General features: G+C 37.1%; 25 protein-coding genes. 10 read left to right on the top strand and 15 right to left on the bottom strand.

The genetic code is table 11. The features are described 5' to 3' along the window. Positions 1-69: 69 nt before the first annotated feature. Positions 70-1539, bottom strand: coding sequence for a PQQ-dependent sugar dehydrogenase (locus tag QFZ87_RS16485; RefSeq protein ID WP_396133929.1), 1470 nt, complete (start codon positions 1537-1539; stop codon positions 70-72). Between the two features lie 62 nt (positions 1540-1601). On the opposite strand from QFZ87_RS16485, the gene QFZ87_RS16480 reads away from it, so the two are divergent. Then, positions 1602-1991, top strand: coding sequence for a cupredoxin domain-containing protein (locus QFZ87_RS16480; RefSeq protein ID WP_309863507.1), 390 nt, complete (start codon positions 1602-1604; stop codon positions 1989-1991). 124 nt (positions 1992-2115) lie between these two features. On the opposite strand, the gene QFZ87_RS16475 is transcribed toward QFZ87_RS16480, so the two are convergent. Next, positions 2116-2298: a hypothetical protein gene (locus tag QFZ87_RS16475; RefSeq protein ID WP_309863506.1), complete on the bottom strand. Its 183-nt coding sequence runs from the start codon at positions 2296-2298 to the stop codon at positions 2116-2118. 184 nt (positions 2299-2482) lie between these two features. Here QFZ87_RS16475 and QFZ87_RS16470 point away from each other — a divergent pair, with 184 nt between their 5' ends. Together QFZ87_RS16470 and QFZ87_RS16465 are read left to right on the top strand one after the other, a co-directional pair. Then, complete coding sequence (locus QFZ87_RS16470) at positions 2483-3457, top strand: Gfo/Idh/MocA family protein (RefSeq protein ID WP_309863504.1); 975 nt, start codon at positions 2483-2485, stop codon at positions 3455-3457. A 200-nt stretch (positions 3458-3657) separates the two neighbouring features. Next, positions 3658-3858 carry a cold-shock protein gene (locus QFZ87_RS16465; protein ID WP_042463323.1) on the top strand — a complete coding sequence of 67 codons (201 nt, stop codon included), beginning with the start codon at positions 3658-3660 and terminating at the stop codon, positions 3856-3858. A gap of 177 nt (positions 3859-4035) precedes the next feature. Here QFZ87_RS16465 and QFZ87_RS16460 read toward each other — a convergent pair whose 3' ends face one another. The 4 genes from QFZ87_RS16460 to QFZ87_RS16445 form a co-directional block, all read right to left on the bottom strand. Beyond that, the gene (locus QFZ87_RS16460) at positions 4036-4278 is read right to left on the bottom strand and encodes a hypothetical protein (RefSeq protein WP_309863496.1); all 243 of its coding nucleotides are present in this window, start codon (positions 4276-4278) and stop codon (positions 4036-4038) included. Between the two features lie 106 nt (positions 4279-4384). Continuing rightward, a complete protein-coding gene (locus QFZ87_RS16455; protein WP_308079557.1) occupies positions 4385-4570 on the bottom strand; it encodes a hypothetical protein in 186 nt (61 codons plus the stop codon). Positions 4571-4645: 75 nt separating this feature from the next. Continuing rightward, positions 4646-5737: an AbrB family transcriptional regulator gene (locus QFZ87_RS16450; protein ID WP_309863493.1), complete on the bottom strand. Its 1092-nt coding sequence runs from the start codon at positions 5735-5737 to the stop codon at positions 4646-4648. A 28-nt stretch (positions 5738-5765) separates the two neighbouring features. Further along, complete coding sequence (locus QFZ87_RS16445) at positions 5766-6059, bottom strand: YciI family protein (RefSeq protein ID WP_309863490.1); 294 nt, start codon at positions 6057-6059, stop codon at positions 5766-5768. Between the two features lie 143 nt (positions 6060-6202). On the opposite strand from QFZ87_RS16445, the gene QFZ87_RS16440 reads away from it, so the two are divergent. Further along, the gene (locus QFZ87_RS16440; protein WP_309863488.1) at positions 6203-7096 is read left to right on the top strand and encodes a GNAT family N-acetyltransferase; all 894 of its coding nucleotides are present in this window, start codon (positions 6203-6205) and stop codon (positions 7094-7096) included. Between the two features lie 78 nt (positions 7097-7174). Here QFZ87_RS16440 and QFZ87_RS16435 read toward each other — a convergent pair whose 3' ends face one another. Beyond that, a complete protein-coding gene (locus QFZ87_RS16435) occupies positions 7175-7474 on the bottom strand; it encodes a hypothetical protein (RefSeq protein WP_309863485.1) in 300 nt (99 codons plus the stop codon). An 807-nt stretch (positions 7475-8281) separates the two neighbouring features. Continuing rightward, positions 8282-9376, bottom strand: coding sequence for a C40 family peptidase (locus QFZ87_RS16430; protein WP_309863482.1), 1095 nt, complete (start codon positions 9374-9376; stop codon positions 8282-8284). A 306-nt stretch (positions 9377-9682) separates the two neighbouring features. Between QFZ87_RS16430 and QFZ87_RS16425 the strand changes: the two genes are divergently transcribed. Further along, positions 9683-11215, top strand: a complete 1533-nt coding sequence (locus QFZ87_RS16425) for a vanadium-dependent haloperoxidase (RefSeq protein WP_309863479.1) — start codon at positions 9683-9685, stop codon at positions 11213-11215. Positions 11216-11272: 57 nt separating this feature from the next. Here QFZ87_RS16425 and QFZ87_RS16420 read toward each other — a convergent pair whose 3' ends face one another. Further along, entirely contained in the window at positions 11273-12094 is an 822-nt protein-coding gene (locus QFZ87_RS16420; protein WP_309863476.1) for an SGNH/GDSL hydrolase family protein, read from the bottom strand. Positions 12095-12213: 119 nt separating this feature from the next. Then, positions 12214-13185, bottom strand: coding sequence for a bile acid:sodium symporter family protein (locus tag QFZ87_RS16415; protein ID WP_309863474.1), 972 nt, complete (start codon positions 13183-13185; stop codon positions 12214-12216). A gap of 286 nt (positions 13186-13471) precedes the next feature. On the opposite strand from QFZ87_RS16415, the gene QFZ87_RS16410 reads away from it, so the two are divergent. From QFZ87_RS16410 to QFZ87_RS16400, 3 genes are all read left to right on the top strand, one after another. After that, the gene (locus tag QFZ87_RS16410) at positions 13472-13606 is read left to right on the top strand and encodes a hypothetical protein (protein WP_309863472.1); all 135 of its coding nucleotides are present in this window, start codon (positions 13472-13474) and stop codon (positions 13604-13606) included. Between the two features lie 92 nt (positions 13607-13698). Then, positions 13699-14163 (top strand): SRPBCC family protein, encoded by a 465-nt coding sequence (locus tag QFZ87_RS16405; protein ID WP_309863470.1) that lies wholly within the window; start codon positions 13699-13701, stop codon positions 14161-14163. 232 nt (positions 14164-14395) lie between these two features. After that, the gene (locus tag QFZ87_RS16400) at positions 14396-15148 is read left to right on the top strand and encodes a 2-phosphosulfolactate phosphatase (protein WP_309863467.1); all 753 of its coding nucleotides are present in this window, start codon (positions 14396-14398) and stop codon (positions 15146-15148) included. Between the two features lie 87 nt (positions 15149-15235). Here the strand turns inward: QFZ87_RS16400 and QFZ87_RS16395 are convergent, their stop codons facing one another. The 3 genes from QFZ87_RS16395 to QFZ87_RS16385 form a co-directional block, all read right to left on the bottom strand. Continuing rightward, positions 15236-15745: a DoxX family protein gene (locus QFZ87_RS16395; RefSeq protein ID WP_309863466.1), complete on the bottom strand. Its 510-nt coding sequence runs from the start codon at positions 15743-15745 to the stop codon at positions 15236-15238. A gap of 216 nt (positions 15746-15961) precedes the next feature. Further along, on the bottom strand, positions 15962-16927 hold the full coding sequence (locus QFZ87_RS16390) for a S66 family peptidase (RefSeq protein WP_309863464.1): 966 nt from the start codon (positions 16925-16927) through the stop codon (positions 15962-15964). Between the two features lie 110 nt (positions 16928-17037). Next, positions 17038-18114: a tellurite resistance/C4-dicarboxylate transporter family protein gene (locus QFZ87_RS16385; protein WP_309863462.1), complete on the bottom strand. Its 1077-nt coding sequence runs from the start codon at positions 18112-18114 to the stop codon at positions 17038-17040. A 229-nt stretch (positions 18115-18343) separates the two neighbouring features. Between QFZ87_RS16385 and QFZ87_RS16380 the strand changes: the two genes are divergently transcribed. Both QFZ87_RS16380 and QFZ87_RS16375 read left to right on the top strand, forming a co-directional pair. Then, entirely contained in the window at positions 18344-18766 is a 423-nt protein-coding gene (locus tag QFZ87_RS16380; RefSeq protein WP_309863459.1) for a hypothetical protein, read from the top strand. A gap of 197 nt (positions 18767-18963) precedes the next feature. Continuing rightward, entirely contained in the window at positions 18964-19107 is a 144-nt protein-coding gene (locus QFZ87_RS16375; protein ID WP_308079538.1) for a hypothetical protein, read from the top strand. Between the two features lie 68 nt (positions 19108-19175). Here the strand turns inward: QFZ87_RS16375 and QFZ87_RS16370 are convergent, their stop codons facing one another. Both QFZ87_RS16370 and QFZ87_RS16365 read right to left on the bottom strand, forming a co-directional pair. After that, the gene (locus tag QFZ87_RS16370; RefSeq protein WP_309863450.1) at positions 19176-19493 is read right to left on the bottom strand and encodes a hypothetical protein; all 318 of its coding nucleotides are present in this window, start codon (positions 19491-19493) and stop codon (positions 19176-19178) included. Between the two features lie 162 nt (positions 19494-19655). Beyond that, entirely contained in the window at positions 19656-20129 is a 474-nt protein-coding gene (locus QFZ87_RS16365; protein ID WP_309863446.1) for a DinB family protein, read from the bottom strand. Positions 20130-20180: the final 51 nt, after the last annotated feature.

Genomic DNA, 20180 nt, shown 5'->3' with positions numbered 1-20180 from the left:
CAAAATTGAAATCGAATGAATCTATTTCAATTTTGCTTAATTAATAACATATTAGGTTAATTTTATGAATCATAGAACAATTTCAAAAACCGTACCTTTGTTAAAATCAGTCACTTTCATCGAGCTATAAACCCCTAAATATAGTCTGGTTTGATCCAGATTCGTTCCCAAATTAACATAATAAGCGGATTCTGACCCGAAATTATAATCGGTTTCTATCACACTATAATCATGTAGTTTACCATCTGTTCTTACCTGGCTATAAGCTAAAACCCCTCTAGCCGCAGTTTGAGATTCTTTTTTTCTAGCAAGATCGCAAAACACTACGCTACCCGTTAAATCGGGGATTCCATTCCCCACATAGGCTTGCACTCCTGTAAGTGCAGTTCCTCCAAACTTATTGGGCCTTTGATCTTTATGAAAATAACTAGTGAGAGGCTGAAGTCGTGTCACTGAAGTTTTTATTGCTTCTTCGTAATAAGCAATTGTTTTCTCCTCCAAAGACGGATTTTGAGAACAGCCCCGTATAATCGAAGTAGGAAAAGCACCTTCCCACCCTCGCCAGCCAAAGTTAATGAGTCCATCTTGGTCAGGTTCAGTGCTTTTTAAAAAAGATTGAACAAGCTGAGTAACAGGTATGGGTTTATAATGAACGAAAGAAAAAATCGATTCCACCAAATCCTGCCCAACCTGTCCTACATGTTTCATATACTGATTATAAAACCTTTGAAATGAAATGCCTGGGATATTGCGAACCCCTTTGGCCATGACCGTAAGTGTTTCCTGAATAGGTATGGGAAGTTCATTAAAACGTGTGACTGCGGGTGGATTAGCGATTAATGTATTCTTAGCTACATCCATTTCAATGATTTTACCGGCAATTTCCATATCGTCCTGACTTAAATTAAATGGATCATAGCCTGATCCGCCATCTCCTGTTGTTAATACAAGTTTTCCTGTTTCAGGTGAAAAGTTTAAGCTATTGACACCGTTATGATTGAAAAATGGTCTTCTTAAATTAAGTAATGTCCGTCGTTTTTGAGGTAGACCATTCGATTGGACAATCCATTCTTCCACGGTATCAATATGATCATATTGAGTTTCTCTATTGATCCACCTTCGGTTTAACGTCTTGGGATCACACGGGTTAGGATTGAAAGGATCAGGAAGTGCACCTGGACCTTGTGTTCCAGCTACTGAATAGTGAAGATAAAACAGGCCGTTATAATAAAATCCGGGATGAAACGCCAGCCCAAGCAATCCTCGTTCATCATACCCACCACCAGGATCACCTAGCTTGATAATTTGCGGTCGTATATCTAAAAACGTCTGTACAGCTCCGTTTCCTAGGTAAAAGATTTCTCCTACCTGGGTTGCAATAAATAATCTTTCAAAGGAGTCACCCGGAAGTATAGCTGTTTTCAAAACAGTGGGTAAATTTATCTTGCTTACAATGGGCAGTAAACGAACCTTCACTTTTTTCAACTTTACACCCCTCTTATTGTTTTCTTTTATTAAGAATATGATTAGAAAACTCATATTATAGTGATAATTTTTTATGAATTGTAAAAAAATAGTATTTAAGAAGGGAGGGATTGCGAATGATTGTGAAAAAGTGGTTAACTCGATTGGTCGTTTTGCTTGCATTGATTTTTGTTGTGACATGTGCAGGCACATTCAGTGTATTCGCTGAATCTGGAGTCGCAACACAGAATTTTGAGTCAGTGAAAGTGATTGAGGTCAAGTTGTACGATGATGCCTTTAATCCAAAAGTCATCACTATTCCAACGGGAAGAACGACAACGTTGATATTGAAAAATGAAGGTAAGAAAAAGCATACCTTCACAGTGGAAAAGCTTAATATTGACGAAGAAATTCAGCCGGGAAAAGAAAAAACCATTACCGTGAATCCGAAAACTACCGGTACATATGAACTGATATGTCGGTACCATTTCCAAGAGGGAATGGTTGGGAAAGTAATAGTCAAATAACAAGCAGGGCCAAGGGGCCTTGCTTGTTTAATAGGCATCGGGTATGTGGTTCAAACTGTGGGTGCGTAAACTTGCAGAAAAATAAAAAACGCCAAAATACTGGCGTCGTTTATGTTTTGCAGAATTATCGCTTATCGTTGTCTGTTAAATTGTCAATTGCGTTTGCAGTAGTATCAACAGCATTCATTGCAGCATTCTCCGTGGCTTCAAGTCCTTTATGGACAGAATGAAACACAGCTCCAGCTCCATTTTTAATGTTCTCCGAAATATTTTGGTTGTTTTTTTCTTGGTTAGACAATTTGTTCACCTCCTCAGCGTCTTTATTTTATGTAAAAAGCAATAAGATATTCTGAGTATCGTAGGGCTCCTATCCTTTTAATAAAAGAAAACTCGAAAAAAATAAATGGATTTTTCGATTTTTTTCACTCCTCATGTATGTGAGAATGGAGTTAACAAAGTTTCTAAGAATGTGAGGGAATGAAAAAATGGGAATGGATATTCGAGTAGGAGTCATTGGTGTTGGTGGAGTAGGGGAAATCCTTTTAAGAGAGTTTTTACAACATCCAAGTACGGATGTGATAGGTATTTATGATACAAATCTATCCAGATTGAAGGAAATAGGTGATAAATATGAAGTACCTATTTTTGAACATTATCTTGATCTTATTGAAGATGAAAGAATCAACTTTGTATATATAGCAGTTCCGCCGAAGTATCACCATTCCATTGCTAAGGAAGTGATCAAAAGAAATAAACATGTTATTTGTGAGAAACCATTGGCCAATTCCTTGGATGAAGCGGAGGAACTATTTTCATTAGCAAAAGAGAGAAATATTATTCATGTGATGAACTTTCCAACTATCTACAGACAAAGTTTTTTCAAATTAAAAGAATGTCTCTCAAAAGGTTATATTGGAGATGTACAAAGGGTTGAAATTCAATGTTATTTTCCAGAATGGCCAAGACCGTGGCAACAGAATAGCTGGATTAGTACAAGAGAGCAAGGTGGCTTTATACGAGAAGTTTTCCCTCACTATATACAAATGGTTCAAATGTTGTTTGGTGAGATTGATATTCATTACTCATCGGTGAAATTCCCGGAGCAAACGGAAAAGTGCGAGACGAGCTTACTAGCTCTTGGACAGATAAATGGTCATATACCCGTCTTATTTAATGGAATATCGGGGATCAATCAAATGGAAGAGATAACATTCACCATTATGGGAAATAAGGGTGTGATTGCTCTTGAAAACTGGCGTTCCCTATCTATAAAAACTAGAAAATCATCTTCTGACACGATTCAGGTATCGGAAAGTAATCATTTAAAAACCTTTATTGATGAGATCATTAAAAAGCTAAATAATGAAGCATCCTCTATTATCTCTTTTCGTGAGGGGGTGGAGGTACAAAGAATTCTTGAAAATCTCATAGGAAATAGGAAAATTAGTGAGACGATAAACAAATAGATGTATTTATTAAAATTGAGAGTGGCAAAAATGATTGTGGTTATGTTCTCTTGCAAATACTTTTATAAAATGTTAAACTTAAAAAGAATTATTTTTGTTCGGTGTAAAGGATAGTATAAGATTAACTTTTCGTCTTGATGATCACTGAGTGCAAGGATAGTAACACATTGTGTGCAAAGCACACAGCAGGAGGAAACAAAATGGAACAAGGTAAAGTAAAATGGTTTAACGCAGAAAAAGGTTTCGGATTCATCGAGCGTGAAGGTGGAGAAGACGTATTCGTTCATTTCTCAGCGATCCAAGGCGAAGGTTTCAAATCTTTAGACGAAGGTCAAACAGTTACTTTCGACGTTGAGCAAGGTCAACGTGGAGCTCAAGCAGCTAACGTGCGCAAAGCTTAATAATAAGAACAAAATCAAGCAGGCTCTTCATAGAGTCTGTTTTTTCTTTTTTAAAACAAGGAGCCCCACTCACGAATGAATAGGGCACATGTAAACAAGTAAATCAAATGGTAGACAAAGTGTATCACAAGATCAAAAATTCTCCTAATTATCTTTGCTATAAAAATAAGCATCCGATTATTCGGATGCATACTTAATTATTCCATGTAAATAAACTGAGTATTCTCTCTGTACATATTCTCTTAATTTAATTTTTCCTTCTGCTTCTAAAACTCTAACCAATTCTTGAATCTTTTTTTCATCTTCTTTTGTAGTAGGAATCTCTAATGAAAACATATTCCCTCGACTAGCATTTAATAATCTTTTTAATAACTCCACTTTATTCATTGGGTCATCCCCTTTAGCTGTTATATTCGACATAAAGTGGACTTTTTCCTTGGAAAATCTTATATTTTTTTAAAATTTTACCTGGTTTCCACGAAAAGCATTTGATTATAGGTACCCTGACAGAAACGGGTAGATTATTTTATTTAATTTTTTTATACCCACTTTCTACCAATCTAATCATATCACGTCCTGAGGTCTTTTCTGTTTCATGATAACCTTCTTCATCACGCAAGCTCAAATACCAGTTACTATCGCCATCTTCATTTAGCCTATATAACTTATTGGTAATAACATTAGTATAAAAATCTCCATTTCTTAGCCTCATAATATCCCACCTTTAATGTAGATAAACATTATTATGCCCAAGATAATGAACTGGAGTCATTAGACTTATTTAAGGTTAAACTGATTTTGTTTTTCCACGATAGCCAATCTTAAAAAATAATCTAAGCAACGGTGGCACCGCGAAATAAATAAAAAACAACCGAAAAAGCTGATACCCCGTTACCATTGATAAATCAGCGTGCACCTCATGTGCGAGAATGCCCATTTGATCCATACCTCCAGGTGCCAAGCTCAAAAAACTAGTGGAGGGAGCAATATCGTAAAACGAAACGAGAAGCATGCTTAAACCAATCGACCCCAAAATCATAATCATCCCACTAACAAGGGCTAGTGAAATGACTTTCGCCTTATGTTGTAATTTTTCAGGCTTCAACAACAGTCCAATGTAACCGCCAATCAAAAATTGTGATACATCCAAAACCGCAGGTGATAATGACGGACCGTGGAAACCAGAAATCGTAGCGATTGCTGTTCCAAGAATCGGCCCTAACAGAAATGGGGTAGGAAACTTAAGCCTTTTTGCTAAAAAAGCACACCCAATACAGAGTACAGCAAACATGAGTACTGTTGGGAAAAAAGGTCCAGTGAAGGGCATCTCTTTTTCAATAATATCAAACCCTGTCTGAGCAGGTGAATGTTTAAAATATGACCCCAGGATAAGAAAGGGAACAAAGAAAATAATCATTAACAATCGTGCTACTTGGAGAAAGGTCACAGTAGTTATATCAATTCCTTTGACCTCTTCGGCGAAAATAATCATCTGTGAAAGGCCTCCCGGAATACTCCCTGTCAACACTGTGGGATAGTCCACTCCTGAAAGCTTAGACACCACAAAGGCAATCCCAGCACAAAAAGTAACAAGTAAAACGGTCATTAGCAACATTGAAGGTAACTTAGCTACAATTTGTAAAAGTGCCGCTTTCGTAAACGAAAGACCAATCGAGTAACCGACAATAATTAACCCCGTATCACGAATATAACTCGGCCAAAAAAACGTGATCTTTCCAAATCTAGCTCCAATTAAAACCGCTGTCATCGGTCCCAGCAGCCACGGAATCGGGGTATGAAGTACCGTAAACAAGAGGCCACCGATGAGCGCTACTGCCAAGGTAACGGAAAATCGAAGCATTTTGTTGTCTTTATTCAATGGAAACCCTTCTGTCTAAAAAATTTATTTACCGTCCTTCCATTAAGGAAACACGGTATTTATGTAACTCACAACTCATGACACCTTCTACAACAGAGGGATCATTCTCCATGATCTTCTGCGCAGCATCCCATGATTCTGAACGAAAAATACAAATTCCCATGGCGCCATCTAGGCATGGACCTGCAAGGATCAGTTTTTCTTGTGCTAAAAGATCCTTTAAATAATCAAAATGCTTTCCCATTATCGTATTTTCCTCATCAGTCATTGTCTCAATAAAATGTTCTCGCTTCGGTCTTATTACATAAACAAACTCTTCCAATATAATCCCCCTGTTAACATTAAGATTCCCTTATTTTAACATGAGCGGTCCGTAATGTTAAAAAAACTGATTCTGTAATAGCAGGAAAACAGGAAATAAACTAGAAAAATAATAAGATAGCAGCACAAAGGGGAGTGCAAGAGATGATAGTAGAATATTTAGGCCCTGGGAGAGTGGCAGATTTTGTTGCGTATTGTAAGAAACACAAAGTGGACTTAGATGATTCGTTTTTGTATGACGACCATCTAGCAAAATTTCAACCCAATGAAGAAAATCCGACCTACATCCTAACTAATCAGGAGGGAGAATTAATCGCTGCTGCCTCACTGATGATAAATGAATATAATCGTCGTGGTAGGAAAGCGCGTTTCAGGATTTTTCATTCAGAAGCGGACAATATCGAGAGCTATAACCTATTAATGCAGGAAATGGTAAAGAAGACAACTGGCTTGGATGAAGTCTTTTTGTTCGTCCCATTTGCAAATGAAAAATTGGCTAAGTTTATGGAACAATTGAAATTTACGGCAGAACGATACACCTTCTTACTTATAAGAGGTGATGAAGTGGTTCCGGACTTCACCATGCCAGAGGGATATGAAATTCGTCCCTACCGACTAGGAGTAGATGAAGAAGCATGGTGTACGGTTCGAAACGCTGGCTTTGCCAATCTAAAGGGGAGTGAAACACCACACACTCCAGATATGGTTGCTAAAATGATGGGAAATGATGATTATATTGAAGGGGCTTCCTTAATCCTTTATCACAAAAATCGACCTGTTGGAGTCATTCGCGGGGCAGTCGATGATTATGAGGATGCACCGATTATGAATATTGGTCCGATTGCGATTATGCCCGAATACCAAGGAAAAGGCTTGGGAAGGATCCTCCTCCGATATTTATTGCATTTTGCCAAACAAATTTCATATGACAAGACAATTCTGTGTGTGAACGCGGAAAATGAAAGGGCCAAAGCTTTATATATTCAAGAAGGTTTTAAACAAGTCGAAGGGGTAACCTGTTATACCTTTCAATTGTAATAAAGCAAACTAAAACAAGAGCAGTTGATAAGGAGTAACTGCTCTTGCTTGAAAAAATATTTTTAAAAATCACAGGTATTAATGGTCACTGCTTTCCATTTGGTCATGGTCATGATCATGTTCACGTTCGTCCTCAAATGCCTCTTGATTAAAGCCAAAAGGACCTCTTCTTTGTATGTTTTCTACACGGAAGAGAGCAACAATGGTTTCAATGCGAATTGCCACTAACGTGGAACGCATCCGGCCTCTTGTCTCCAACACAATAACATCTTTACCCACTTCAAGTAGTTTTCCAGTATAAGTTCCTTGAAGCGTAACAACCTCAACTTCTCTTTTTAATAGTTCTTGGGCAAGTTGATGGAAATTTATCTCTGCCATACCTCATCATCTCCTTCATATACATTAAATGCAGTTTCCAAAAAAAAGCCTCTAATTTTTTAAAAATTTTTAGGTGGTTATCTACAATCTTTAGAATGAAGGTTTATCCAAACCTTGGAAATTCACTATAATAATGGAAAACCCTATTAACCTTGGAGAGTTGAAAATTGTGAATATCCAACTTTCGTTAATTTATGTCTTCTTTAGCCTATTAGGTGTAGGGCAAGTAAATGAAGCCATAGGATATTCAACCTTATATAGAAGTGTGTTATGCGACCGAACGAATTAAAAAATCAATCAAACGGTCTCGTAGGAACAGTCTATGAGACCAAAAGGATTGAATATCGAACGAACGGTCTCATAGGAAGTGTTTATGCGACCAAACAGATTAAGTAATTGAACAAACGGTCTCATAGGAAGGTTCTACGCGACCAAACAGATTAAGTAATCGAACAAACGGTCTCGTAGGAAGTGTCTACGCGACCAAACAGATTAAGTAATCGAACAAATGGTCTCATAGGAAGGTTCTATGCGACCAAACAGATTAAGTAATTGAACAAACGGTCTCATAGGAAGGTTCTACGCGACCAAACAGATTAAGAAATTGAACAAACGGTCTCGTAGGAAGGGTCTATGCGACCAAACAGATTAAGTAATCGAACAAACGGTCTCATAGGAAGGTTCTACGCGACCAAACAGATTAAGTAATCGAACAAACGGTCTCATAGGAAGGTTCTACGCACCAGACGGAACAATTACACTCGTACAAGGGCTAACCGCAACAAACCGAATGCGCGGCCTCGCAAATTATATCCGCACAACCCGTCCTTTAAAGGCATTTTTCCAATATCCTTCTGTCATATCAGCGATGGCAACACCGGTTGAGCTTTGAGAACCGATAAACTTCCCATCGCCGATATAGATACCGACATGTCCGTCTTTCTTATACGTATCAAAAAACACGAGATCCCCTGGCTGCATTTCCTGAGGGGATATCTGCCTGCCATCATTTCTAATTGCGGATGTAGTACTGCCAATTTTAACCCCCGCTTGCGCAAAAGCCCAATGTACAAAGCCAGAGCAATCAAATCTACCCCGAGCAATATCACTAGCACTTCTTCCGCCGCCAAAAACATAATTCGAGTTCCCAATATACTTCTTGCCTGCGTTAATGACCGTACTTATGTAATCATTTGATTTGCTTGGAAAAACATTTATGTGGGTTTGAGCAGCTTCCTTTTTTCTCGCTCCCTCTTTAACCTGTTTATTTAACAATACGTATTCGTTCTTTTGTTTGACCAGGTGAGCCTTTAACGTCTCTAAGTTGTTTTTTAGATTGGCCAGTTCAGTAAGTTTTTTTTCTAGAGAAATTTTTTTGTTATCCAATTCCTGCTGTTCCTTTTCCTGCTGCTCCAAAAGAGTGCGGTCGGCTTCGGCAATAGCTGCAACTGCACCAACCCGTTCCACAAAATCACCTAAACTAGTAGAACCCAGCAACACGTCAAGGTAGGAGACATGCATATCAGTATGCTGATAGGAAAGAGCGCGGTCCTTTAAAATATCCTTCCGTTTTTCCATACTTTCTTTTATAGCCTTCGTTTCTTTTTCAAGTTTTTCCACTTCTGTCTTCGTTAGTTTACTATAGTTTTCGTTCTTCAGTATCTCTACATTATTGGCTTGGATTGCCTCGTAAACGCGCTTCATTTGTTCCTCTGCATTGACTATGTTTCCTTGAGAGTTGGGAATTTCTGTTTCAACTGTTGTTTGGCTTATAGGAGGGGATGACTGCGATGGATTGTTTTGACTTTGTAAGTTAGTTAACGATTCGGCATGAACTCTATGTAAGGAAAATTCGTTACCTGCTGCTATTAGCACAATGGCCAAGCTCAGTGTGATTAACATCTTTCTGATCAACTAACATCACCACTTTCATTTAATACAGTTATTTTTATATAATATTCTAAATGTTCGTACTATTTAATGTATCAATATTTTACCAAATCATTCTATCAACTGTGTTATAAGAATATTACATTTTGTTAACAGAGCTTTAATAATAATAGAATATCAAGATAAATGGAATAAATTAGGTGTGTAATGCAGTGGAAATATATGCATTATTAGAAGGATGAACAGTATGTTTGTCCGTTTCCAAATGGTTTATTTTACATACAATATGTTGATTTTATTATGAAAGGAGTGAGAATAATGGGTTTTAAGAAAGCAAAATTAAAAGGTGATCTTTCATCTATTAAACGAATTCAAAAAGCTTTTAAAATTCGTAACGAAACAGCATTATACTACAAAAAGCTTCCTAAAGTGGAACATCCCAGTAACGGGGATGAAAGGAGATACCCTAATAAAATTGCGAGTTATATTAAAGCATTCCCGCAGAATAGTCTCGGTGAAGTGGACCTCCGTGCATATGATAAATATCTAGAGGCAATAGGAACTGGTGAACCTGAAGATTTTGAAAAGATCCCACTAGGAGGTGAAAGAAAGCTAGTTAATCCTCAATCTGCTTATTCATTTGATTTAGTCGGACCAGATAGTCACCAAATGGTTTGTCCACCACCACCAGCCTTTAACAGTGAAGAGATTGCATCTGAAATGGTTGAGCTATACTGGCAAGCATTAACACGTGATATCCCCTTTAATGACTATCATACTCATCCTCTAACTATTGCTGCTGCAGAAGAACTTTCTACATTGACAAAATTTCATGGGCCCAAAATGAATGGACAAGTTACTCCTAAGACTTTATTTAGACAAGCTTTCCCTGGAGCTTTAAAGGGACCATATATTTCGCAGTTTCTATGGAAGGAATATCCTTTTATTGCCACTAAGATTGTCCAAAAATATAAAACAACAATAGCAGGGGATGACCATTTAACGAACTATGAGGATTGGCTAGCTGTTCAAACGGGCAAACCACTCCCTAGCAGTAACACTTATGATTCCACCCCGCGATATATTCGAAATGGTCGAGTTTTAGGAGAGTTTGTACACAAGGATTATTCGTTAGAAAGTGGACTAGCTCCTTGTTTAATTCTTCTTAGTTACGGACCTGGGGCATTGGACATGTGCAATCCATACCTCAAATCTAACACCCAAGTTGGATTTTCCAGCTTTGGGTCAGCTCACGTTTTAGACTTTGTCCTAAGAGCTGTTCGTCCTGCATTAGATGCTGCCTGGTGTCAAAAATGGCTTGTCCACCGGCGGATCCGTCCGGAGGAGTTTGGTGGCCGCATTCACCACAAAATGACGGGGGACGCTAACTACCCCATTCATCCAGTAGTACTAAATTCAATAGCATTATCAAAAACTTATGAAAAATATAAAACGTATCTGCTGCCTCAAGCTTTTGCTGAAGGTTGTCCTACACATCCTGAATATCCTTCTGGTCATGCCACATTTATTGGGGCGATGGTGACGATGTTAAAAGCATTCTTTAACGAATCATTTGTTATTCCTGATCCGGTTGTTGCGAGCAGTGACGGCCTCTCGTTAGAATCTTATGATGGAACTCTTACAGTTGGCGGGGAATTGAACAAACTTGCCTATAATATTGCGATTGGTCGAAATACTGCTGGTGTTCACTTCCGGAGTAGCGCGATCAATGGGATGTTACTTGGAGAAAACGTAGCAATTAGAATGCTACATGATTACCGATCCACATATAATGAGGAATTCGAAGGATTTTGTCTCACAAAATTTGATGGGACAAAGATTACCATTTAAATAATTAGAAGAGACCCATTCGTATCAGAATAGGTCTCTTCATTTATTTCCGCAGAATTATACAGAGCTTTTTCTAACTTGATGTTTCAGCTGATACAAGATTTGTTCGGAAATCGCGGTATATCCAGCAACATTTGGATGGACACCATCTGAGGAGAGGTTTTGTAAATGGTCTCCATTTATAACCTTTGTTGTTTCAATAACGATGGATCCTGGAATATGATTAGCTACTTCATAGATATGAAGATTCCATTTGGGTAGCAATTTATCCGCAAGAGGATACATTTGATCTTCAGGGGAGATGGGATTATACAATTCTAAAAATACAATAGTAGCTTTCGGATTCAAAGTAGAAATTCGATCAGAAATATCACTCAAATTTTTTGAAAAAGAGGCTTGCAGCTGGTCATAGTCCTGAATAACCGTACGAAAATTTTGCCCCTTGGCCATTCTGAGAATATCATTACCTCCAACATTGATGGTGATAATATCAGATTGCTTAATCGATTCGTCAAATCGGCCTTCCTGGACAAGTTCGTTTAATTCACCACTCGTAATTCCATTAATTCCTTGATTTTCAAAGGTAATCTCTTTGTTCGTCTGTTGAGCTAATTTGGTAGAAAATTGACTGACAAAGTTTTCATCCTGTCCAGCACCGACTCCGCGAATAATCGAATCCCCGATGGCCAGTTGGTGCAGACCAGGTGTTTTAGCATTTTGAAAATAATGGAGATAGGTGATTTGGTGGGCTTTATGGCTAACCGCAACTGTAGTTTGTTTTTTCATTTTGTATATTTGGTACTGAGGGTAATAGACCCATGCAGAAATGCCAAGACCAATAATCAAAACTAATATAAAAAGATATTTTACTATTTTCATAAGATACACTCCTTGATTAACACTATTATAACAAGGTTAAAAGGAGATTTGTTTAGGGGTTGATTTCCAAAAGTTGAAAACCACCTTCCCGAGAGTAGGAAGATGGTTTTTATAGAAAGCTATTTTGCTAAGGATTGGTCTGCATGTACAGTTGTTGATTCTTTGTCGTCTTTCATTCGGCTGAAGATAGTTGCTAAGATTGGCCCTGAGATATTATGCCAAACACTGAAAATGGCACTTGGTACAGCTGCTAGTGGAGAGAAGTGTGCCGCTGCAATGGCTGCACCTAAACCAGAGTTTTGCATCCCAACCTCGATTGCCACCGCTTTTTTCTTTGATAAATCCATCTTGAACATTTTTCCGAAAGCATAACCTAATAAATAACCAAGGCAATTATGTAGAACGACTACTGCAAAAATGATTAATCCTGTCTTTGCAATGGCCTGCTGGCTAACAGATACTACAGCAGTGACAATCGCGACGATTGCTACAATAGAGACAAGCGGTAGAACCTTTACACTGGCCTGGGCTTGTTTATTGAATAACCGCTTTACCACTACACCAAGGATGATTGGGAATAACACGATTTTTACAATTGATAGAAAAAGACCGCCGGCATCAACAGGAATCCATTCACTAGCAAGTAATAAAATAAGTGCAGGTGTGACAAGTGGAGCAAGTATGGTTGTGATCGATGTAATCGAAACGCTTAGTGCAACATCTCCTTTAGAGAGGAAGGTCATCACGTTAGAGGCTGTTCCACCAGGACAGCATCCGACTAAAATAACCCCCACAGCTATTTCAGGTGATAAATTTAGACCCTTTGCTAATAAAAATGCAAGGATTGGCATAATTAAAAATTGACCAACTACACCAATGGCTACATCCTTTGGGCGCTTAAATACTTCTTTAAAATCATTGGCAGATAGGGTTAAGCCCATCCCAAACATGATGATTCCTAACAACAGCGGAATGTGTGGTGCAATCCATGTAAAGGTTGCGGGTGAAAAAAATGCTAGTGCTGCAAACAATAGTACCCAAATGGCAAAAGTATTGCCGACAAACTGACTGATTCTTTCTAACGTTTTCATTGTGCTCACCTCTGTGTAATATTTCGTAATGAAAAGTATTATAGAATATTATTCCAATAAACACAATAGTTTGAATATTAATTTATTTTTTAAGTTTAAAGCGTTAATTAATGAAAGCGTTTTCGTAGGGATGAAAGACAAAATTGGTTGGGGCAGCAAGAATAATGTCTTTCATTTGTTTGATGAAAGACAAAATCATGTGGGTAATTTTAGAAATTGTCCTTCATGCAGGCGATGAAGGACAAAATTAGCTGGAGAAGGGTGGAAACTGTCTTTCATGCAGGCGATGAAGGACAAAATTAGCTGGAGAAGGGTTGAAACTGTCCTTCATACAGGTGATGAGGGACAAAATCAGCAGAGAATTACGAAAACTGTCTTTCATAAAAACTATGCAAGACATCCAACTATATTTTTTATATAAATAGCATTAACACCTTCATTTGTTATTGAATATGAATAATTGAATGGGAATGGTACCGGATTTAAAAATAACTACTGATTGGAGGAGGACCAATGAACATCACATACGAGTATCGTTTTGGCTTGCCGAGGAACGTTGTTTGGAAGTTAATAAAAAATGAAAAGGTTTTACGAAATGCTTTACCGGGCTGTAAATCGTTTGCCGAAACATCAAAAGGAGTGTACCGGGCAGAGTTGGATGTAAACATCGGACCGCTCCAGGATGTAATGATACTTGATATTTGGCTATATGAAAACATGCCTTCAACCTATCAACTCAAAGTAAATGGAAAAGGAAACGTTGGAGAGATTGTAGGTAAAGCTGATCTTGTGATTAGTGATGTTGATGGAGGCTCAAAAATCACCTGTAAGGCTGATGCGGAGGTAACAGGTGCCTTGGCATTAGCGGGTAAACGTATATTAGATACTGGTGCAACGAAAGGGTTAGACTCCTTCTTTCAAAAAGTAGAGAAGCAGATTAAACGGAGTATTTATGAAATGAGAAGAAATGGTAGATGACGAAAAAAGGGTCGATAAAATAATTCAATAATAATAAGAGAGCAGTGGAGTTCAATTCCACTGCTATTTGCTTGTATTATTTAAAAACTAAAAGATTTTTAAAAAGAGTGTTTTTTACAGACTTCAACCATAATTTTACAACTTATTAAAATATAAGTCTATTCTTTTTTTATATTTACTTTAAAATCAATGAACATAGGATCCTAACTTATTAAGTTGAAAGGGTGGTTTTATGTTCTTTAATCAATCTCCTTATGAATGTAGAGTGGAATGGGGACGGCGTGGGTCGAGAGAGGCTGCTGAAAGAGGGGATATAATTATCATTGTTGATGTCCTAAGTTTTTCATCTACAGTGATAACTGCTTTAAGATACGGGGCAATCATCTATCCATATCCTCGCACACTAGATGGGAAAAAGTTTGCAGAGAAAATTGGTGGCGAGTTTATTTTAGGTAGAGCAGAGGCTGCACAAATAGGAGCTCCCACTTTATCACCAGTATCCTTTGGCCAAGATCATAATAATAAAAAGTATGTATTAACCTCACTTAATGGGGCCTATTGCACATGGATTGCATCCCAAGTTCCTGCACTTTTAATAGGCTCCTTACTTAATGCGAAATCAGTGGCAGCTGCTGCTAATCAATTACAAAAACAAACGAAAGCGACTATAACTGTGATACCTTGTGGTGAGCAATGGGAAGGCAGTAGAGAATACGAAGATACTCTGCGCCCAGCAATTGAAGACTATTTAGGCGCTGGCGCCATTCTTAGTTATTTAGAAGGGAAAAAATCTCCAGAGGCAGAACTCTGTATGACTTCTTTTCTCCATTCTAAAAATATAATTAATAATATTATCTGGGATTGTGGAAGTGGACGTGAACTACGTGGAAGGGGATTTGAAACTGACGTACAGCATTGTAGCCGTTTAAATGTATATCAAACAGTTCCGGTATTGAATAAAGACCATTTTATAGAATATGTGTAAAATCTTATGTAGACCATCAACACCATATGGATGATGGTCTACATAACTATGTATTTCTTCAGATCATTAAGGGAAACTTTTAAATTGTTAAATATTTTGAGGAAATTCTTTCTCTGTATTTTTGAATAGCATTCTTCTAAAAAACGGAATAAACCAATGATCCAATCCTATCTTTCCAGCATTGACACCAGCAATGAGAATAAATATTCCTATTAAAACCATTTGTGGATTGGTACTGGTTGTTCCTGAAAACATATAAGCAAAGTTCATAGTTAATCCCATTAGTATTGAAAAGGACGTAAAAACACCTAAAATTAATCCGAGACCGACAAAAAATTCACCCCAAGGAACAAGGACATTAAATAAATCGACATATGGTAGAGCAACCTCTTTTAGAAAGTACCCCCACCAAGGTTGAACAGAAGGGTGTTCACCTGACATATTTTTTACTGCTCCATTCAAAAATCCGCTTGCATCAAATGTCCCATCAGAGATTTTTCCCCAACCTGCATGTAGCCATTGCCATCCAAGATAGAGTCGAAGGAAGGTAAGCAGCAGTGAAACATAACGGTTTTCCTTTAAGAATCGAATAAACATTTAAAACGCCTCCTAGTTAATTGATAATAATTATCAATGATAACGATTATCATTATCGTTTACGAAGACGTTTTAGTCAACAAGTGAAAAGTACTAAGTTTACGCGATCATATAGACCGAAATTCCCATTATCTTCAGGTAGGAATGCCCTCACAAATTGTTTGGGAGCAAAAAACCCTTCTGAAATAGAAGGGCTGGACAAAATGACTATTAAACTTAAAATTTAGTGAAAGTAATGGTTTTATTGGTACTGTTAATTTCTACTTCTCCGCCAATTGGGAAGGTGAAAATAGGTTGGGTGTGCCCAAAATCGACATCATATAAAACAGGAATTTCCTTTAATAAAGGATGTTTATCTAAAATAAAAAGTAATTGTTCTTCAGTCACCTTTGAAGCTCGTTGGAATCTACCAACTACCAAAGCTTTTATGTTCCCAGCAACTTGTAAAAGTGAGGTCAGATCACGTGCGAACGTCTCAGGAATAGTCAATTCGTCATCTTCAATAAAGAGGACACAATCCATTATGGCAGGCATATAAGGTGTCCCTTGCAATAAATTCAGTGTACATAAATTACCACCATATAATGTACCTTTCGTGTAACCTTCACTATATGTTTTCCAGTTTGCTTCCTCAAATTGTCGATTTTCCTGATCAATATACCAAGCATCATCACTCCAAATAGGTGAAGACACAACTGAATATGTCTCAGATTGCATCAGACATTTTTTAAAGAAAGTGGTTTGATATTCCTGTGCTTTTTCCATTTGAAAACTTGAAAAATGAGGCCCTGAATATGTAATAAACCCTGATTGTGTTGTAATAGCAGTTCCAATCGCTGTAATATCACTATAGCCACAAAAAACTTTTGGATTATTTTTGATTAACTCGTAGTCTAGGTACTGTAACAATTCATTACTATTAAACCCGCCAATTACAGTTAAAATGCCTTTTACGTTCGGGTCTTGAAAGGCTTCGTGAATATCCTGAACTCTTTGTTCAATAGATGAAGAGTTTTGTAGATCCGATTCCAAAATATGTTTTCCAAAGGTTACTTTAAAACCTAAATCTTCTAATCGTTTCTTAGCTTGTTCGAATCCTTCCTTTGATAAAATTCCTGCACTTCTGCTTGGTGCAACAATCCTAATTTCATCGCCAACATCTAATTTCGATGGGATATGCATTAGACCCACTCCCTTAACATATTTATTTTTTCTAATATATTCCACTGATGCTAGAATTGGCAAGTTAATTTTGTGGTGTTTTTTTGCAAAAGAAAACATCCCTAAACGAATTAGAGATGTTTTTCATAGATATTTTCTTTAGTTGGTGAGAGGAAGTGATTTTGAAAATTATGATATAGGTGACGAAGCATCCCAAAAAATACGGTAATCCATGCTGCTATCGCAATATATACCATTCCTCTTGGAATTAGGGTTAAAAACGATAAATCTAGAGCTGTTGCCAATTGATAGGTACTCGTTGTATACATCGCAAGTGGAAATGCCATTCCCCAAAATTGTGGGTCATACGTAAGTGGATAGCGATGATAGAGATGGCGCCAAATCATAAGTATAAATAACAACGGAATCCACCAAGTCCCGGTTATCCAGAAAAATAAAGTAAAACCCTTTAAGAAGGGAGTAATTTCACCCAGTAGGGACCAGGATTTCGCATGTAGAATTAATGTTGAACCTGACAAAGTAGTAATGGCTACTGCACCCATATTAATCCAGTAAGGTGGTGTAAGAGCAGAATGATCCAGCCTTAAAAAGGTAAATCGATAAAAAATGAGTGTAATGATATTTAAATATAACATGCAGCCAAGGAAATACATGCATAAAGTGAAAAATAAAAGAATGTCCTTTCCAGAGTCTACTTGTGGGGATAGTAGGGTACCAAGGATAGAAATGGAATGGGTTGCGACCGCTGCGATCAACCAAGCCCCATTAATTCCTTCAACCATCGTAGGTTTATCCCTTCTTACGGTAACTGCTGAAAAGAAGGTATACATGATTAATAGCCATAATAGAATAGCCAGTGCCCATAAATAAATGGCAATCGAGTAGTTGTGACCAACAATAATTAGTTGGCTACCAAATACACAGGTCCCAGCGACTAATGTAAAAAATCCTGGTCCAATTGTATGGCTTGTCAAATCAGCTAACATACTAGGAAAATAGAAAAAAATTCGTGTAAGAGTTAGTACCCATAAAGAAATATAGGCAATGATATTAATATATAATAATATCTTAGAAATAATATCCATTCCGAGCAGGTGCGTTCCTATTGATAATGCCCCTGTAGCCATGACTAAGGCAAAATAGCCAGGAAAAAGATTACCTGCTTTTTGTTTTAATAAGGAAAACAATTGCTCACCCCCAAAAATCTATAAATTTTACCTTTCTTATTTTATCATATTAAAAATAATAAAAAGTTATTGATTAAAGGGATAGATCTCTAAAGAAGGAAAATGACTCCTTTTATTGAATAAAACAAAGATGTATTCAAACTAAGTATTTTACTAGTAATTTTCCAATAACTTTCTTTAGGGAGCAATTCTTTTAATAGAAAAATATCAAATTTTTAGGAGAGTACACATGAAACAATTATCATTAGCGGATTTTATAGAGTTTTTAGTAGAATATCGAGCTTCTTGGAACAGTCTGGATGCAAGAAGAATGGCAAGACACTCTTCTAAGGATTTGAAGGTCAGATGGGCGAATCCTGAATCAGGTATTGCGGACTGGGGATACGAAGAGGCTGAAGAAGGATGGAAACAAGCATATAAAATGTATGAGGGGAGAAATCCCCAATGGTCCTTTGATGATGTTCTAATTGAAATGAATCAACAGCAAGAAGGTGTTGCAATTTTTTGGGTAAGGTTTTCACTTGATGGACAAATGCAACAAAATAAATTACTTTTTGTTGAGACCTTCCGTCAAGAAAATGGGGAATGGAAGAAGATTAGAGAATTTGTTGAAAATAGTTTTGACAATCCTCAAGTTTCTCAGGAAAAATAATAATAACAAGGTTTTGAAAAGGGGGGATTGCATCTAAATCACTCTCTTTTCAATATGTGTAAATACTTACAAAATTATCTTGCTTTTCGGTATTATTTTGCTATTCCGCCTTTTGTGTAAGCGCTTTTATGTGAAGTGATTCACATGTATAATAAGAGTATAACTTGTTCAACAACCATACATGGGAGGAACTAACGATGCTTACTGAATTTTTGTTTGAATTAAAAAACTGGTGGTTTGGAGAAACGATTGACGAGTTTGATGAATTTGAACGGATTGAATCCAAGCATACAAGAGTACACCATGATGAAGATATTTACGAAATCATTCGTGTTCATTAATTGTTCATTATAGAAAAGATAAGACCCTAGAGGAAATCCTCTAGGGTTTTCTTGTATAAACATCGACATTATCTTTCTACTTCAATGTGCTGAAAACCGCTTTGGGTTGCATACACTTCATACCATTTATAAGTTGGTGTTTTGAACCACTCCAACTGTGGCAAGTAAACCAGGTATCGGATATTACCTTCAGCATCAACGATTGATTTAAATACTTTAACCGTTCCAAATCCAAACGTTTGATCCAGGTAACCTTCCATTCCATCTCTTACTGCACTCTTTTTTTCTTCCATTTCTTTTTTATATAGATCCATCAGACCGCCAATAAAAATACTTATCAAAACCAAAGTAATGGCGATTAAAACGAAAATCAATAAATTTAACAAAATATTAACCTCCTTTCTTTCAACGAATTCATATCGATTGTACAATCGTTAATGAAAGTAAGGTGTGATGCAAATAACAAGTGCACGTATCTTTTTTTGTATCTTTTTGAACATTTAGTGAAGATTCGGTGGGGAAGGAAATCTTTCCTTTACCCTGTTCATTTAGTCCCATATCAAAGGACGGTCTATATGTAACATTCTTAAATATTGTAAAAGTTGCCCTGTGTGGACTGCATCATGATATGATTTCCTCTCTAACGTATCTCCCAGAGTTCTACTAATTGGTTTATGTGGCCAGTTAATATATTTTGTCCCAAGATCATCCATATTTAGTGAAGATACATAATCAATAAACTCCACATGATATACCGAAGCTCTGTCTACTTCATCTTGAAGAGTAGTATAAGGCTCTTTCCATAAATAACTTTGTTCTTCTTCGGTTGGTAACCTATTATCCTTTAAAATCATTAACCAACCAAGATCATGAAGCAACACATGACGAATGGTTTCCCCAACTGATAAAGCATCTTTATCAGGTCTCCATGTAAGTAATTCATCCGGAAAAGCAGCAGCAGTGATTAAGAAACGACGTCTGCATTCTTTATAGTCTAGTAAAAATAATTCAAGTGAATTCATAATAATTCCCCCTGTGGTAAGATTCCCCTTTATTGTAAATTATGAATGAAA

The sequence above is a fragment of the Bacillus sp. SLBN-46 genome, from assembly GCF_031453555.1.
Taxonomy (GTDB): Bacteria; Bacillota; Bacilli; order Bacillales; family Cytobacillaceae; genus Neobacillus.
This window is presented reverse-complemented; position numbering and strand designations above follow the sequence as displayed.